This window comes from Parabacteroides faecis (assembly GCF_014647375.1).
Classification (GTDB): Bacteria; Bacteroidota; Bacteroidia; order Bacteroidales; family Tannerellaceae; genus Parabacteroides; species Parabacteroides faecis.
Window position 1 is genome coordinate 370,811 of record NZ_BMPB01000005.1, and the last position, 15,572, is coordinate 386,382.

General features: G+C 45.0%; 14 protein-coding genes. 1 reads left to right on the forward strand and 13 read right to left on the reverse strand.

Annotated elements, in window-relative coordinates:
- Positions 1 to 7: 7 nt before the first annotated feature.
- From IEY67_RS09015 to IEY67_RS09075, 13 genes are all read right to left on the reverse strand, one after another.
- The gene (locus tag IEY67_RS09015) at positions 8 to 574 is read right to left on the reverse strand and encodes a DUF3575 domain-containing protein (protein WP_122355927.1); all 567 of its coding nucleotides are present in this window, start codon (positions 572 to 574) and stop codon (positions 8 to 10) included.
- A 127-nt stretch (positions 575 to 701) separates the two neighbouring features.
- Positions 702 to 1,307 (reverse strand): response regulator transcription factor, encoded by a 606-nt coding sequence (locus IEY67_RS09020; RefSeq protein ID WP_122355925.1) that lies wholly within the window; start codon positions 1,305 to 1,307, stop codon positions 702 to 704.
- Between the two features lie 6 nt (positions 1,308 to 1,313).
- Positions 1,314 to 2,006, reverse strand: coding sequence for a hemerythrin domain-containing protein (locus tag IEY67_RS09025; protein WP_122355923.1), 693 nt, complete (start codon positions 2,004 to 2,006; stop codon positions 1,314 to 1,316).
- Between the two features lie 214 nt (positions 2,007 to 2,220).
- Positions 2,221 to 2,490 carry a hypothetical protein gene (locus IEY67_RS09030; RefSeq protein WP_183671176.1) on the reverse strand — a complete coding sequence of 90 codons (270 nt, stop codon included), beginning with the start codon at positions 2,488 to 2,490 and terminating at the stop codon, positions 2,221 to 2,223.
- Positions 2,491 to 2,538: 48 nt separating this feature from the next.
- The gene (locus IEY67_RS09035; RefSeq protein WP_183671175.1) at positions 2,539 to 3,684 is read right to left on the reverse strand and encodes a Rid family hydrolase; all 1,146 of its coding nucleotides are present in this window, start codon (positions 3,682 to 3,684) and stop codon (positions 2,539 to 2,541) included.
- 95 nt (positions 3,685 to 3,779) lie between these two features.
- Positions 3,780 to 4,388 (reverse strand): response regulator transcription factor, encoded by a 609-nt coding sequence (locus tag IEY67_RS09040; protein WP_122355917.1) that lies wholly within the window; start codon positions 4,386 to 4,388, stop codon positions 3,780 to 3,782.
- A gap of 10 nt (positions 4,389 to 4,398) precedes the next feature.
- Positions 4,399 to 5,091 (reverse strand): hemerythrin domain-containing protein, encoded by a 693-nt coding sequence (locus tag IEY67_RS09045; RefSeq protein WP_122355915.1) that lies wholly within the window; start codon positions 5,089 to 5,091, stop codon positions 4,399 to 4,401.
- A gap of 24 nt (positions 5,092 to 5,115) precedes the next feature.
- Positions 5,116 to 6,267, reverse strand: coding sequence for a Rid family hydrolase (locus tag IEY67_RS09050; protein WP_183671174.1), 1,152 nt, complete (start codon positions 6,265 to 6,267; stop codon positions 5,116 to 5,118).
- A gap of 10 nt (positions 6,268 to 6,277) precedes the next feature.
- Positions 6,278 to 6,991 carry a hypothetical protein gene (locus tag IEY67_RS09055; RefSeq protein WP_183671173.1) on the reverse strand — a complete coding sequence of 238 codons (714 nt, stop codon included), beginning with the start codon at positions 6,989 to 6,991 and terminating at the stop codon, positions 6,278 to 6,280.
- A gap of 10 nt (positions 6,992 to 7,001) precedes the next feature.
- Positions 7,002 to 8,216, reverse strand: a complete 1,215-nt coding sequence (locus tag IEY67_RS09060) for a porin (protein WP_122376179.1) — start codon at positions 8,214 to 8,216, stop codon at positions 7,002 to 7,004.
- A gap of 17 nt (positions 8,217 to 8,233) precedes the next feature.
- Positions 8,234 to 9,661, reverse strand: a complete 1,428-nt coding sequence (locus IEY67_RS09065; protein ID WP_221267795.1) for a di-heme oxidoredictase family protein — start codon at positions 9,659 to 9,661, stop codon at positions 8,234 to 8,236.
- 144 nt (positions 9,662 to 9,805) lie between these two features.
- The gene (locus IEY67_RS09070) at positions 9,806 to 10,993 is read right to left on the reverse strand and encodes an imelysin family protein (protein ID WP_122376177.1); all 1,188 of its coding nucleotides are present in this window, start codon (positions 10,991 to 10,993) and stop codon (positions 9,806 to 9,808) included.
- Positions 10,994 to 11,030: 37 nt separating this feature from the next.
- Complete coding sequence (locus tag IEY67_RS09075; RefSeq protein ID WP_122376176.1) at positions 11,031 to 12,359, reverse strand: hypothetical protein; 1,329 nt, start codon at positions 12,357 to 12,359, stop codon at positions 11,031 to 11,033.
- Between the two features lie 952 nt (positions 12,360 to 13,311).
- Here IEY67_RS09075 and pflB point away from each other — a divergent pair.
- The gene (pflB, locus tag IEY67_RS09080) at positions 13,312 to 15,552 is read left to right on the forward strand and encodes a formate C-acetyltransferase (RefSeq protein ID WP_122376175.1); all 2,241 of its coding nucleotides are present in this window, start codon (positions 13,312 to 13,314) and stop codon (positions 15,550 to 15,552) included.
- Positions 15,553 to 15,572: the final 20 nt, after the last annotated feature.

The following is a 15,572-nucleotide window of genomic DNA, read 5'->3' on the forward strand; positions in this document are numbered from 1 at the left end:
CTTGATTTTAGTGGATAAAATAGATAAAAGAGATAGACGCTTTCGTCACACCCCAGTAGTTGTGGTTGCCTGTACGAAGTTTCGGCATATCTTTGCCTTTGGCGTATTCGTCGTAATGCATACGGGCGTAGCCTGCACCGATCTCGGCTTCGAGTCCCCAGCGTTTGCTCAATATCCATTGATGACCGATACTGACGCCTCCACCATACATATAACCATCGTAGCGATGGTTTTCCAGTTTCTTAAACATATCGAACGGCAACTTGAATCCGGCTACATCGTACTGCCCGCCCAGGGCATGGACTCCGATGAACGTACCGTTGAACTTCTCGCAAGTCCAGAAACGAACGCCGGCATGGGCAAGCCAATGCTTGAACTGTTTGTCGTTGTTAAACTCGAATGGGTTATAACCCGCAGAAAGGTCCATCGTAACCTTCTTCCCCAATCCTACTTCCAGACCTAAGTTGGGAGTGGCGGTGGCATCGTAGACGATATTGTTCTTTAACGCAACATGCTGTGCACTTGCATACAATGAGAATAATAACGTTGCTCCTATTAAAAAGAATCTCTTCATATGATATTCATTATTAGTGATACTCATGAATGTAACATAAGTAGAGACGTGAATGTTCGTGGTTGTTATAAAAAAAGGGTGAAATGTTAGCGTTAATTATTAAGGGGCACGCCGAAGCCTCTCCAAGTCAGGCCTTTTTGATGTCACTAAGTTCTACCAGCTTGTTCACTATGGCATAGACCGTAAGGGCACTGGCACTGTGTACCTGTAGTTTGCGGGCGATGTTCCTCCGGTGTGTGATGACGGTGTGGGTGGAGAGAAACAGGCGGTCGGCTATCTCGCGGTTGGTCATACCTTTGACTACACAGACGACGATCTCTTTCTCGCGCGTACTCAAAGTTTGTTGTTCGTCTGCGTCATTACCTTCTTCTTTCTTTGCGTGCAGGCGCTCCAGTTTATGCTTCAACTCGTCGGCACTGTCGAAGATGCTGATCTGATCGTCGTAATAACGGGTGAGGGAATGGTCCGTGAGTGTATAAAGCAGGGCGAAACACTTCATATCCGGGCATCCGGTCATCTCTTTTAAGTGAGGGATCGTGAAATAACCCGGGATAGAAGGGTTGATGATAAGGATATCCGGTTGGTGTGTCCGGAGATCTTCTGTAAGCGATTCGATGGTTGCTATTTCTGAGATCTGGATGCGGAGACCTGGCAGGTGCTTCAACATTGTTTCCAACCCGCTGCGGATAATAGCGGAAGGTTCAGCAATAACGATCTTCAAATAAGCACTCATAGGTTGTTATTTAATTGTTTTTTCTAATGCAAGTATTGCAGGCATGAAGAGGTAGTCTTCCACATGGTTGTGGGAAGCCAGGTCTTGTTCCGTGGCGAAGATATCGAAGAGGACACTGTTCAGCAGGTTACTTCCGGGACCGGGGTAATATTTGATCAGGATGTTCTTCAGTTCGACAATCTTCATTTCTATCTGGTCATGCCGTTTGCGGAAAATAGAAATATTATATTTCGGATCTTTTACTCCTTTCAACAGATCGCGGACATACGGGAAAACGACTTTCTCTTCGTATGACATATGTTTATTTACCTCTTCGGCATATTCATCGAAGAAACGCTGGATGACAAAGGCTACGTCCTGCGGACATTCGCCGATCGATTCCAGCAGCTTTCTGCGCAGATGCGGCAGCCGGAAATTGAGGAAGTAATCGTGTGCATTATGGAGATAAGTGATCAGAGCCTCGATGGACAGGCATTTGTCCACGTTCATAACCGGAGCGGATACATCTTGTGTCAGGAAGTTGACGACTGTGAGAAAAGTACAGGCATCGACACCATTCTGACGGCATACTTCTCCGATGTTCTTTTCACCGAAGCCCAGGGCAATGCCAAAACGACTCATCACGAGCACCATCGGATAGTTCTCGCATATAAGATCACTCATTTTGTCGGTTTCCCGGTATTTCCCATTTTTATACATAAGCTATAATCGTCCTTTCTTTTTTGTTTTGGTGTTTGACTGCTCAAAGATACTTCTTTTTTAGGGAACCTCTTGGCTTGTTATTAATCTTTCACGTTTGTTGGGTCTGTTTGTTCTCCATCCTTCAAAAAGTTGCTGTATCGGGGACTGCCATTACGTTCATAGTAGAACTCCATAATACATTTAACTTCTGCTTTGGAGTTCTGTGTCCAACTTATTCTTCTTCTTTTCCTAGCCATTCGTCAAAGAATTGATCCATTTCCTCTTCCGTATAAGTCTGCCCGCTCCGCATCTGTTCTAATGCCAAGTCAATTCTTCCTTTCAGTTCGGGGGAGAAATGGAGAACACCGTCTTCAACATAGGGACTTTCTGCTTTAACGCCATCCTGTTCGTTGAAGATTTTTTCAATCCTGTCGAGGATATCCTCGTCGAAGGTCTCTTCCAGGCGGTCTATCAGTTTCTGTTTGCGTTGTAAGAATGTCATAAGGCTTTTGTTTTAAAGTGTTGCTACAAATGTAAGCATAATAATCGATTATAACGGAGCATATTCCGGTTCATCTACGGCTATGACGGCAATACATTCGATTTCGACCAACCAACCCGGGCGGCATACCGGAGCCCGGACGATGAGGTAAGGCATATTCGGATGTTGGGTTTCCATATACTGTTGCACACGGGCGAAGTCGCCGGTATCGCGTATATAGACGATGGCTTGCATGATATCGTTCAGGTCGGCACCGGCTTCGTTGAGGAGGGCGGTGATATTTTCGATCATACGCTCCGATTGCCTGATCACATCGCCCGGATGAACGATCTCGCCATATCTGTCGATACTCGCCGTACCGGATACGAAAACATGACGGCGGTCACCGTATGTGATGGCAACACCTCTTTCAAAGGTTACTCCGTATTCATAAGTCCGGCTCAGATGGTCGGGAGCATACAGATATTGGATCTGTTCCCGTCCGATACCCGAAACAGCGTACGTATCCATGGTAACGAACACATTTGTATCCTGATAACGGCCTTCGATACCGGTACTGGCTATGAAATGGGTGTTTTCTGTCAGGTTCTGCGTGGCGAAAACCTCCTTGCGGGCTTTGACTACCCCCGGATAGTTCACGTCGACATTCTGTACGAATATCCAGGTGCGTATACAGTTATTGGCCAGTGTGCAGTTGGCAGCTGTCAGTTGCATGATATAATCGCGGAAGATAAGCCGTGTCTGATATTCCGAATTGGCAGCACGGTTGCAGAGGTTGGCACCGAACAATTGGCGGTAATTGCCGTGACGTGCTTCGAACAGATTGCTGGGGAGTACTTGTGTCTGAACTCCGGTCTGGAGCCACACCCAGAGAGCTATCTTTGTCCCGTTCATGGGAGCCTGCTGTACGATGGATAAAGCACAATACGGGTTGGAACGGTCCTTTTCCATTAACAAAGCAGTCTGGTTGGTTACGTCACTCAGGAAGTAGCGGCGGAATACGGCAGTCGGATTTCCCGGAAGTTCTTCGACACATTGTTTATATGCCTGCTGTAGGTTCTGTAACTGGGTGGGATAATCTTCCATATAATCTGTTTGCTGGAAGATGACATGATATTCCGTAATTCCCTTTTTGGTTTCGAATGAAGTGATCTGTACCTCTGTTTTATCGTATTGTTTTGTTGTTAACTCCATGGTAGCTGATATCTATTATTGTTTCTTTCCCAAAGATACAGTATATCAGTCTGAAGCCAAATTTTGGAATGTGAAAAGAAAATAAAACTGACTTGTCAGGTCTTTTTGATATCATTCAGTTCGACCAGTTTGTTTACGATGGCATATACGGTCAGACCGCTGGCACTATGCACCTGTAGCTTTCTGGCGATGTTCCGGCGGTGGGTGATCACGGTATGGGTGGAAAGGTACAAACGGTCGGCTATTTCCCGGTTGGTCATACCCTTTACGACACAGACGACGATCTCTTTTTCCCGGGCGCTGAGAGTCTGTTGTTCTTCCTCTTCGGGTTCGGGAGTGACTTCTTCCGCATTCAGCCGCTCCAGCTTATGTTTCAGTTCATCGGGGCTGTCATAAATATTGATCAGGTCGTCATAAGGGCGAAACATGGCGTGGTCGGTAGCCATGCAGGCAATCGCGATACATTTCATTTCGGGGCAGCCACATTCTTCTTTCAGGTGCTGTATTCCGAAATAGCCGGGAAGTGAAGGGTTAATGATCAGTACTTCCGGCCGGTGCATGCGTAGACTTTCCACCAGACATTCTGCGGTAGCGATTTCCGTCAACTGGATATGCAGTCCGGGCAGCCGTTTCAGGATGGTGATCAGCCCGCAGCGAATAATGGAAGATGGCTCTGCAACAGCTATTTTAAAGTTAGTGCTCATAAAGCAACGGTCATTTGATTGTTTTTTCAATTGCTAGTACAGCGGGAACGAAGAGGAAATCTTCTACCCGGTTATGAGAAGCCAGATCCTGTTCGGTGGCAAAGATATCGAACAGGACACTGTTCAGCAGATAATTGTCGGGTCCGGGATAGTATTTGAGCAGGATATTCTTGAGTTCGACGATCTTCATCTCTATCTGGTCGTGCCGCTTGCGAAAGATACTGATATTGTATTTGGAATCTTTCACTCCGTCCTGCAGGTTGCGTACATAAGGGAAGACGATCTTTTCTTCATACGACATATGTTTATGGACCTCGTAGACATAGTCGTCGAAAAATTTAGTGATGGCGAAGGCGATATCTCCCGGGCATCCGGTGATCGCTTCCGTCAGTTTACGGCGGATGTGCGGCAACCGAAAGTTCAGGAAATAATCGTGCGCATTATGCAGATAAGTGATCAGCGACCGTAGGGAAAGGCAATTGTTGATCTCGTTGATCGTACCTGAATTTTCTTCCGAAAGGAAATTAACAACGGTAAGGAACGTGCAGCAATCCACTTCGTTTTGCCGACATACATCCCCGATGTTTTTCTCCCCGAATCCCAGGTCGATACCGAAGCGGCTCATTACGAGAACCATGGGATAGTTCTCGCAAATCAAGTCGCTCATTTTATCTGTCTCTTTGTATTTTCCTTGTTTATACATGTTGTTGTATTTATGGTGTTTTATTTATAAACAGGGGTATTGTGGAAAGTCTGCCGGAATAACGGCAATACATTCCGTTTCGATCAGCCATCCCGGGCGGCATACTGGTGCCAGTACGATCAGGTGGGGCATATCCGGGTGATGGGTGCGGATATAGAGGTTCACTTCCTCGTAATCTGCCGGGTCGCGAAGATAGACGATAGCCTGCATGATATCGGCAACGGAAGCTCCGGCCTCCTGCAGCAGGACGCTGATATTCTCCATCATCCGTTCAGTCTGTTTCAAAATATCTCCGGGATGGACGATCTCCCCTCGGTTATCGATACTGGCTGTTCCCGACAAGAATATCTGTTTCCTGTCACCGTACGAAACGGCTGTGCCCCGTTCAAAGGTGACACCGTATTCATACGTCGGGTTCAAATGGGTAGGGGCGTAGAGGAACTGTATCTGTTCCGGTTGCAGGCCGTCTACCGTATAGGCATCCATTTGTACCAATACCTCCGGATCGGCATGGCGTCCTTCTATCCCGGTACTGGTTATGTAGTGCGTTTTCTCCGTCAGATTCTGTGTGATGAAAACCTCTTTGCGGGCTTTTACGACACCGGCGTAGTTTACATCTACATTTTGTACGAAAAACCAGGTCCGGATACAGTCGGCTGCCAGCGTACAATGTTGTTCGGTCAGTTGCAGTACATAATCGTTCAGTAACAGACGTGTCTGATATTCGGATGTGGCAGCTTTGTTGTATGCACCGCCGGTCCACAGATGGCGATACTTATTATGAGAAGCCTCAAACATACCGGAATTGTAAGTCTCCGTAGTCATATCGGTTTGTAAATAACCCCATAAGGCTATTTTAGTACCGTTTAGCGGAGCTTGTTGTACGATCGATAATGCACAGAACGGGTTTTCACATTCCCGTTCCATCAGCAGTTCCGTTTGATTTGCCGCATCGCTCAGGAAATACCGCCGGAATACGGCTACGGCTTTACCGGCTTCTTCTTTTGTTACTGTTTCGTATGCTTTTTCTAATTTATCCAATTGTTTGGTAAAAGGCAGCGAAGGGTTGGTAACGGAAAATAGTATATGATATTCCGTCACCCCTCCCTTGCCTTCAAAAGAACAAATTTGAGCGTGAATGAAGTCTTGTTCGTATATTTTTGTTTTGAATGCCATAATTATAAATTTATTCTTGGGCTCCCCCTTCGATCCAACTCTTCAAAAGAGAAATCTTTTCGGGTGAACCGGATAACAAATCATTATGATAATGGTTGCTCGCCCCTTCTGTCAGTACATCCATGATGAAGCTGTTATCTGCATCACCAGGCTTTACAAGCATTTTCCCTTCATTCGAAGAGTTCGCTTTTACATTGACCAAAGCACTGTAACTTTTTCCTTCAGTCAGATATAGACCATCTGCAGCACTGGCCCCGGCCCCATGACAGCCGGTACAGCTAGCATCAAAAATGCTTTTTTGTATACCATTGAATAAACTCGCATTGACCGTACCTATATCCAGCTTTAGCGTATCGGATGAATCCGTAAAATCCGTTTGATAGAAACTGACAATACGCTTTCTCAGTTTATTGATAACACAAACTTCTATCTGGCTGACCTCATTTGAAATACCTTTTAAAATAAGGTCCATCGAGCCATCGTCTGCGGTTGTCACTGTTTTGGCAACCGCTGCATATTCATCATCCTTTTTAAATCCGGCGACAACAATCGTATAATCGCTGGGCCAGGTTTGAACGCCCTGGATAGTAGCTGTAACCCTGGCTATGCCTCCCTCTATCTCTACGTGTCTGCCCTCGTCGTAAATTTTGCCGTCATCGCAGGAAGCGAAAAGACAAGAGAATAGTAGCGCATTGATTATGAATGAAAAAAACTTTCTATTCATGGTGTGACAATTAGAATGTATATTGAAGCAAAACTGTTCCTGAATGCATAGCTAACCCTAGATCATCGTTATCACGATCAAGCTGTGTGTCATGTCCCGTACGTCCGATGAACTGATACATTGCCTGCAATTTCAGATTACATCCAGTAAAGAAATAGTTGAATCCGACTGCGGGCATATTCAGGAAACCGTTTGTGTCTACTCCGTTGCGGTTAAAGAAATCGTAGCGGGCCGTCGCTTGCAGGCGATTGGTTACAAAATAACCGCCTTGTACATATCCGCCCAGATAGTTATAACTTTCATCTATTTTCTGTCGTTTGGTGAAACCAACGTTCATATAATAGAGCTCCGCTCCCAGATAAAGACGGTTTTTCAACATGGCAAATTCAGCACCGGCACGGTAATCGTTTGTACTTTCATTTTCGCTTTCTACATTTAAAGACGTTGATAGGCCGAATAATATTTTATCTTCTTTCAGACGATTGGGATTTCCTTGATTGGACGGCATAACACCTTTTGGCATGTAAGTAATACGTCCGGCATATAATAAAGAAGGGATATGCCAATCATCGCTGAATGTTTTTGAAGCCACGTTTACGGAGCTACCTGTACCATTAAATATACCCACTTCATAGCCGAATTTTTCTTTGATTAATCCGTGAACTTCTACACCCAGGTCAAAGCCTGTGCCGATATTGGGAGTTACGGCATTCAGTGAATAGGGCAGAATGACAGGTGCTGTCAGTGAAACAGGAAGAGTAGGCATCAGTGTCTCTCCTAATGTTGTCAGATAAGCATGCGCGAACGGTGTTTTGAACTTACCTACGCGTATGGCAAAACTTTCTTTGAGTTTTACGTCAAACCAAGCCTGTTGCAGAATACCACCTCCGCTTGAGGCTGCATTGATAGACAGGTTGAATGTAACCATATTGAACGCTTTTCCTGTAAAACCGAGAATGGCGTATGGGATGGAAAAACCGGAATTTGCAATATTGTCTTGATTATAAGCAGGATCCAAACCTTCATCATCGTAATAATTGATATTTGCACTGGTTTGAACGAGCATATAAGGTTTAAAAACAAAATCGCCTTTTTTAGTGCCGATAGTGAAGCCTTCTTTGCCGGACAAAGATACCACCCCGTTTTCCGTATCTTCTTCGTGCTGGGCCAGTACTGTTAATGGTAAGAACAGTAATGCAATGATTGTAGTTATTAGTTGTTTCATCTTTGTTGTCTTGCTAATTATAATGAATTGATAAATGTGATTAACGCATCGCGATCTTCTTTGCTCATTTTCTTGAATAAATTCTTGGAAGCCTCTCCTTCACCTCCGTGCCACATGATGGCTTCAACCAGATTGCGGGCACGTCCGTCATGCAGATAGTAGGTATGTCCGTTGACTGTCTCTTGAAGGCCGATTCCCCATAAAGGAGTGGTACGCCATTCATTGCCGCGTGCCAGACCGCTGACATAGTTGTCGTTCAAGCCAACTCCCATAATTTCAGACCCCATATCGTGTAATAGGAAGTCTGAATATGGATGGATGGTTTGTCCTCCCAGCCAAGGTAATTGTGTCCCATTCAGTAAAGTAGCACCACGTGTCTTGGTGTGCAGAGTCGTTACGTGGCATAGGTGACATTTGGCTTCGTAGAATTTTTGTTCTCCTTTGATTACCTGCGGATTGTTGACATTTCTTCGGGCCGGTACGCCCAGGGCATGCAGATAAAGGTCTACATTTTCCATCTCTTCCGTTGAAACGTCTAACTGGTCATACGAAAGGCCCATCATGCTGCCCTGATCCATTTGTATCTGTCCTTCGCAGATTTCTTCCGGATAACGGCTGTTGGTTACACCCATATCGCTGGAGAAACCCAATTCGATGGTCAAGTCGGCATGTTGCGCCTTATTGCCGGACAGACCCAGACGCATGACACCTCGTTCGGAAATGTAGTTGCAACGACCGCTGATGCCATATTCAGGATAATTACTTTTGGCGGCAAGGGCTTCGATCTCTGTCGGGTCGAGTGCCATCATCTGCCCCATGCCGACATGGCGTAAAGGAATACGTACAGTACAGAACAAATCTTTCGGAGCGATACTGTCGGCATACCATTCTGAAATCGAATATTCAGGTTTGCATAACTCGTATGTTTCGCCATCAGGAAACGAGAACGTTTCGTAAGTATATTGAACGGAAAGTTTTCCTTCCGGCTTTACACCATATATGGCCTGGTCGTGCAATACTCGGCCGTAGTTTCTGAATTGTGCCCCGTTTCTTTTGGCGATATAAACTAGCATAGAGGAAAATCCGTAGCTTCCGGAGCCTCCTTCGCTCCATAATGTAGGTTTGGTTCGTCCGGCATTACGATGGCAGCTACCGCAGGAATAGCCTGCATACACGGGGCCGAGGCCGCCGCCTGTGCCATTACTACTAGTACGTACGTCGTCATACAATCTATCTCCGTTGTTAAACCGGGTTGAATATTTGCCGGAAACCCAGTCTGCTTCTGTGTCGTACGCTACGGATGAGTTGAGGAAGATGGTCGAAGTCCCGGCAGAGAGTGCATAATTGTTAGGAACTTCCACATCATCCATATCTATTCCTTCTTTGTCGCAGGAACAGAGTGGAACGAGGAACAACAGAGGAAAAAACAGATATCGAAATTTCATATTGATTTTTCTTTATTTTTGATCAGATCTTATTGTTTTGAAATCCATCATCAAACATTCCAAAGCCTTGGAGTAGCCTGGTCGCATAACCAGGCTACTTCAAGGCATTATAGCAATGGTGAAAAAGTTTCACCTGGCTCTTTATTAGTTGTTTACTTTACGCGGTTTTCCGTCTTTGAACAACAGGTATTCCAGCGTGTGATAACCACGTACATTTTGTGCGGCTTCTACATCTGCGCTGTCATCGTCTTCGTCCCATTCGATTTGGTCGAAGTTTCCGGATTGCAGGACACTTACAATCATGTTCTGGTCCAAAGGCCAGCTGTCCATATTCGGGTCAAGATTTTCTGTGTCAACCGGACCAAACAGGAATCCCTCGCTCTTTTCCCACGGTTCGCGGGCCACAAGCCATGCTTCGCTGGCTGCCTCGAAATTGCTGTCGCTCGGGCTATTTCTGAACTGTTTAACTGCTTCAAACAGAGCTGCGTTCTTTTCCATCAATGATTTGTAGGTAGGCAATACAACATAGTCGGTATATTGAACCAGGATGGCTTCCAACTTGCTGTCGTTCGGTGTGTTTTCATAGGCGGCACGTACGGCTGCTTTTACTTCTTTCAGCGTGTTTTCCAATGAAAGACAAGCCTCTTGAGCGGCTAACGCTTCATCGCTGTTGATGTTGTTACGGAAAGGCTGTGGGATATTTTGGATAGCGTCGGCTGCTGCATGGATAGCATCGTCCAATTGCTTGTTCATATCGGCATCCATTGCTTCAACCAATTTGTAGATGGAGCTTGTCTGAATGTCGTTCTGGTCGTTGGTGTCGTTGCTTGAAACTGTTCCGTAGTAAGAGTTACGGATTGACCAGATGTTGTTGGTATAGTCGTCGCGTGAGTGCCAGCTATACCACGATTCTACGGCATAAAGTGCACCTTCTTTGTCTCCTGAATTGTATTTGTCGAGCGGGTCACCGATTTTGGCACTACCTACTTCGTTGGCGATTTCGGCACATTTGTCGAAGATTTGTTCGATACCGTTCAGTGCCGTCTTGATGCTTGTTTCGCCTCCGATGTTATGTTTCTTGAAAGCTTCAGCATAAGGGCCTGTACCTTTGTAGTCTTCATTCCAATATTTGTATAAGTTGGCAGCGTCGTTTTTCAACAGGCTGGCAACGTTATACATGTAGTTACCCCATGCACCTGCATTCTCTGCAGAATAGTCAAGGTCTGCCGGAGTTTCTGTATCCGGTCCGTTGTTGTCATCGTCAGAACAAGCACTGAAAGTCAATGCTATCCCTAACATAAGTGTTGCAAATGATAAAAATTTCTTTTTCATTTTCTTTTGTTATTAAATAGGTTTATATTCTTTCTTCTTATTTACTCAGAAACCAGCCTACGTAGGCAACGGCCAGGCTGAACTCGTTTTCACTGTTATATTTTCCTCCGCCGATTTTGCGTGTCGAATAATCTGCTTTGACAACCAGGTTAGGAAGTGCATACCAGTTTAAACCGGCTGTCCACATGCTGACTTTGGTGCGCGGGTCCATGGTCTGTCTGCCTTCACCCTTTTCTTGCGGATTGTAATATTCGAAACGTGCAAACGGATAGATTACAGGTACTTTCTTGTTGTCTTTGAAGACGGAACGAAGGTTGACACCTACTTCGCCACCATAGCTGACTGCGTTTTTGGCAACCGGAGTAAGGCGGCTGTAAGGAGACGTATTACTTTGTGAACCGATTTTGCCGGAAAGGGCTTCGGCATTGCTTAAACTGCCGTAAATCATGTTTCCGCGGGCGGTTACATATTTGTTTTTATATTGAAGGTCTGCCGTATAAATGCGTAGCGGACTTTTTCCGATGCTGGCGAATGTCTGGGGTTTGTCGGAGTTCGCACCCACATTATTACAATAATAGAAGGAAGCGCCTACTCTTAATCCGGGAACACCTTCATAATTTAAACGGCCTACATAAGCAGGAGAGGTGAAATTGTCTGTTTCGAAAATACCCTGTTTGCCTCCAGCAACCCATTCGTCGCGCGAGAATCCGCAGGCGTTTAATCCGGCAACAACCAACGCTTCATAACTGAAGCGAGTATAATCCCTACCAAATGTACCGAACACTTCGATACCGTTTTCATGCCATGTGGAGGGGATAAGCATTGTTTCCCCTTCCGGACGTGATGTGCCGAAGAAATTGATAGGTTCATGATGGGCGTTAGTCAAACCAACCGGAACGATAATATGTCCTACCCGGACATTAAATGCGGGATGGATTAACCGTGTGATATGAAACTGTTCCAGTGCAACTTCGCCACCTTTTTCGACTTCTGTTTCGTATTCTCCGTTTTCTGTATTTTCAAGTTCATAGGCAGTACCTGTACCACCTGCTTCGAATTCAATTTCTGCTCCTAATATCCATTTAGGATTAAATTTATAGTCGAAAGCTACAACGAAACGAGGGATGGATATTGAGTTTCTGTTTGTTTTTGCATTTCCATTATTCCCCCCGTAAAAGCGGTTGATACCATAATCCATAAAATTCGCAAGGATTTCCCCATAACCGCCAAATCTAAATTTATCATAACCGTTGGCATAAATTTCTGCCGACTTTTCTACAGCTGTTGGCTCTTCGTTGCTTTGTGCATAGGCTGTTGCATAAGAACTAAGTAGAGTGATAGCCAACAGGTTTGTTAATTTTCTCATTGCCTTTTTAAATTTTTGGCAAAATTAGAGTGGTTGGGAAGTATGCGCAATCGCATATAGTAGGTAAAAATTGACAGGGCTTACCTATTTGTAGGTATTTGTAGTGTTTATTCACTAACTTTGTCATTTCTCCGTCGCCGAGGGGCGGGCAGGTCAGTGGTATATGTTACGGGAGAGAACCTGCTGGCAGAATAGCTGCGCTGGTGATTTTTTGTCCTGTAATCCCTACTAATAGTTAGAAATGAGTCCATTTTACATATATATAGGTATTGTGGCCTTAGGGTAGTGCCCGTATATTTGCACCATCAATTAAGTTTTACTATTAGTATAATCGTCCTGACCAAAACCCCGATTTGTTGATTTTTATGTACACCTATTATTTAAGGTAAAATACCCAAGTGGAAGGGAGTTTTTTTATTGGTTGTCCCTTTCATATAAAAGATGAGCCATCCTGTGAAGAATGGCTCTTTTTATTTTTTCGTTTTTTCTTTAGTACAGAAAGCAATTTGCTTAATATAACACAAAGTAGGTAACAGACACCTCCCTTTTTACTCTATTATAGGTATTGTGTACTTTCCTAGCCGCCTCTATCTTTGCAAATGTAAAAAGTAACACTATTAGTATAATCGCTATATCAAAACCTTTTTGCTAATTATGTAAGCATATAAGATGATTAAACGTATGTCGGAAAGTTTTTATTGGTTGTTTCCGACATAAAAAAGGGGCTCCCCTGTGAAGGATGGTCCCTTTTTTATTTTTTTGTTATTATTTATAATCTATCCCCTGTGATACCTAAAAGAGGCTATATACTATTATTCTCAGTCCTTTTTTGTAACTATTTGTAGGCATTTTGACCGTTTCCTGCATATCAAGTATATATGACCAGTTTCTTGTCCCATATAAAAGCTGTACCTTTGTATCGAAATTAAAACCGAAGTAAACAAAGATAGGTATGAAGTTTGAAAACGAGAACTGGGCGCAGTTCAAAGGCGAAATTTGGAAAAGAGAGATTAATGTAAGGGATTTTATCCAGAACAATTATAAACCTTATGAAGGGGATGATTCTTTCCTGAAGGGTTCCTCGGATAAGACGAAAAAGGTTTGGGATAAACTGACCGAAATGTTTAAGGTAGAAAGGGAGAAAGGTGTTTACGATGCTGAAACTAAATTACCGCAGGGGATAGATACGTACGGTCCCGGGTATATCGACAAGGAAAATGAGGTCATTGTCGGTTTGCAGACAGACGCTCCGCTGAAACGCGGTATTTTCCCGAAATGCGGTGTCCGCATGGTAGAAAACAGCTTGACTGCTTATGGCTATGAGCTGGACCCGATGACAAAAGAAATCTTCACGAAATACAGAAAGACGCATAACGAAGGCGTATTCTCAGCTTATACGGATGAAATGATTGCAGCACGTCGCTCCGCTATCATCACCGGTCTGCCGGATGCTTACGGACGCGGACGTATCATCGGTGACTACCGTCGTGTAGCATTGTATGGTACTGAAATCCTGATCACAGAGAAGAAGAACTATCTGAAACGACTCGATATTCAGGAACTGACGGAAGAGATTATCCAGAGCCGTGAGGAGATATCCGAACAGATCAAGGCCTTGAAGGCTTTCGAAAAGATGTGTGCAAGTTACGGTTTCGATGTGACACAGCCGGCTAAGAATGCACGCGAAGCCGTTCAGTTTGTCTATCTGGCTTACCTGGCTGCTGTAAAAGACCAGGATGGTGCGGCTATGTCGTTGGGACGTACTTCTACTTTCCTCGATATTTATCTTGAAAAAGATATCCGTGAGGGCAAATTGACGGAAGAAGAAGCACAGGAGTTGATCGACCAGTTCATCATCAAACTGCGTATTGTCCGCTTCCTGCGTACTCCGGAATATAACGATCTGTTCTCCGGCGATCCTGTGTGGGTGACTGAATCTTTAGGCGGACAAGGTGTCGACGGCCGTTCTCTGGTGACAAAGACATCTTACCGTTATCTGCATACATTATATAACCTTGGCCCGGCTCCGGAACCTAACCTGACAGTGCTGTGGTTCAATAATGCTCCTGAAAACTGGAAACGTTTCTGTGCAAAGGTTTCTATCGATACTTCCGCTATCCAGTATGAGAACGACGATCTGATGCGTCCGGATTATGGCGACGATTATGGTATTGCCTGCTGTGTATCTCCGATGAAGATCGGTAAGCAGATGCAATATTTCGGTGCACGTGCCAACCTGGCTAAATGTTTGCTGTATGCGATCAATGGCGGACGTGACGAACGTTCAGGTGCGCAGGTAGCTCCGAAGTTCGAGCCGATCACCAGCGAATACCTCGATTATAACGAAGTAATGGAGAAATACGAACAGATGATGCGCTGGCTGGCAAAGGTATATGTCAATGCTCTGAAGATCATCCATTATATGCATGATAAGTATGCTTACGAAGCATTCGAGATGGGCTTGCACGACGGTCATGTGGAACGTATCCGTGCGACAGGTATTGCCGGTCTTTCTATCGTGGCCGACTCATTGGCGGCTATCCGCGATACGAAGGTGAAGGTGATCCGTGATGAACGCGGACTGGCTGTCGGTTTTGAGCGCGAAGGCGATTATGTTCCTTTCGGAAACAACGATGACCGTACGGACAGTATTGCTGTGGATATTACTGAAATGTTCATGGAATATCTGCGTCAGCACCAGACATACCGTAACGCTACTCCGACACAGTCTATCCTGACCATTACTTCTAATGTCGTATATGGAAAGAAGACAGGTGCTACGCCTGACGGACGTGAAGGCGGTACGCCGTTTGCTCCGGGTGCCAATCCGATGAACGGACGCGATACCAAGGGGGCGATTGCCGCACTGGCTTCTGTTGCCAAGTTGCCGTTCCAGCATGCACATGACGGTATCTCTTATACATTTGCCGTTTCTCCGTCTACTTTAGGTAAAGAACGTGATATTCAGATAGCCAATATGGTAGGCTTGCTGGATGGTTACTTTACTCCTGATGGCGGTCAACATCTGAACGTGAACGTTTTCGATAAGGAATTACTGTTGGATGCTATGGACCATCCTGAAAAATATCCGCAGCTGACCATCCGTGTTTCCGGTTATGCCGTGAACTTCGTGAAACTGACACGCGAACAGCAGTTGGATGTCATTTCAAGAACAATCAATCACTCACTTTAAAAGTTGACAGTTGACAAGTG

Excerpts from the sequence above, each read along its gene's own strand:
- IEY67_RS09015 (WP_122355927.1), bottom strand. The coding sequence starts at position 574 with ATGAAGAGATTCTTTTTAATAGGAGCAACGTTATTATTCTCATTGTAT.
- IEY67_RS09020 (WP_122355925.1), bottom strand. The coding sequence starts at position 1,307 with ATGAGTGCTTATTTGAAGATCGTTATTGCTGAACCTTCCGCTATTATC.
- IEY67_RS09025 (WP_122355923.1), bottom strand. The coding sequence starts at position 2,006 with ATGTATAAAAATGGGAAATACCGGGAAACCGACAAAATGAGTGATCTT.
- IEY67_RS09030 (WP_183671176.1), bottom strand. The coding sequence starts at position 2,490 with ATGACATTCTTACAACGCAAACAGAAACTGATAGACCGCCTGGAAGAG.
- IEY67_RS09035 (WP_183671175.1), bottom strand. The coding sequence starts at position 3,684 with ATGGAGTTAACAACAAAACAATACGATAAAACAGAGGTACAGATCACT.
- IEY67_RS09040 (WP_122355917.1), bottom strand. The coding sequence starts at position 4,388 with ATGAGCACTAACTTTAAAATAGCTGTTGCAGAGCCATCTTCCATTATT.
- IEY67_RS09045 (WP_122355915.1), bottom strand. The coding sequence starts at position 5,091 with ATGTATAAACAAGGAAAATACAAAGAGACAGATAAAATGAGCGACTTG.
- IEY67_RS09050 (WP_183671174.1), bottom strand. The coding sequence starts at position 6,267 with ATGGCATTCAAAACAAAAATATACGAACAAGACTTCATTCACGCTCAA.
- IEY67_RS09055 (WP_183671173.1), bottom strand. The coding sequence starts at position 6,991 with ATGAATAGAAAGTTTTTTTCATTCATAATCAATGCGCTACTATTCTCT.
- IEY67_RS09060 (WP_122376179.1), bottom strand. The coding sequence starts at position 8,216 with ATGAAACAACTAATAACTACAATCATTGCATTACTGTTCTTACCATTA.
- IEY67_RS09065 (WP_221267795.1), bottom strand. The coding sequence starts at position 9,661 with ATGAAATTTCGATATCTGTTTTTTCCTCTGTTGTTCCTCGTTCCACTC.
- IEY67_RS09070 (WP_122376177.1), bottom strand. The coding sequence starts at position 10,993 with ATGAAAAAGAAATTTTTATCATTTGCAACACTTATGTTAGGGATAGCA.
- IEY67_RS09075 (WP_122376176.1), bottom strand. The coding sequence starts at position 12,359 with ATGAGAAAATTAACAAACCTGTTGGCTATCACTCTACTTAGTTCTTAT.
- pflB (WP_122376175.1), top strand. The coding sequence starts at position 13,312 with ATGAAGTTTGAAAACGAGAACTGGGCGCAGTTCAAAGGCGAAATTTGG.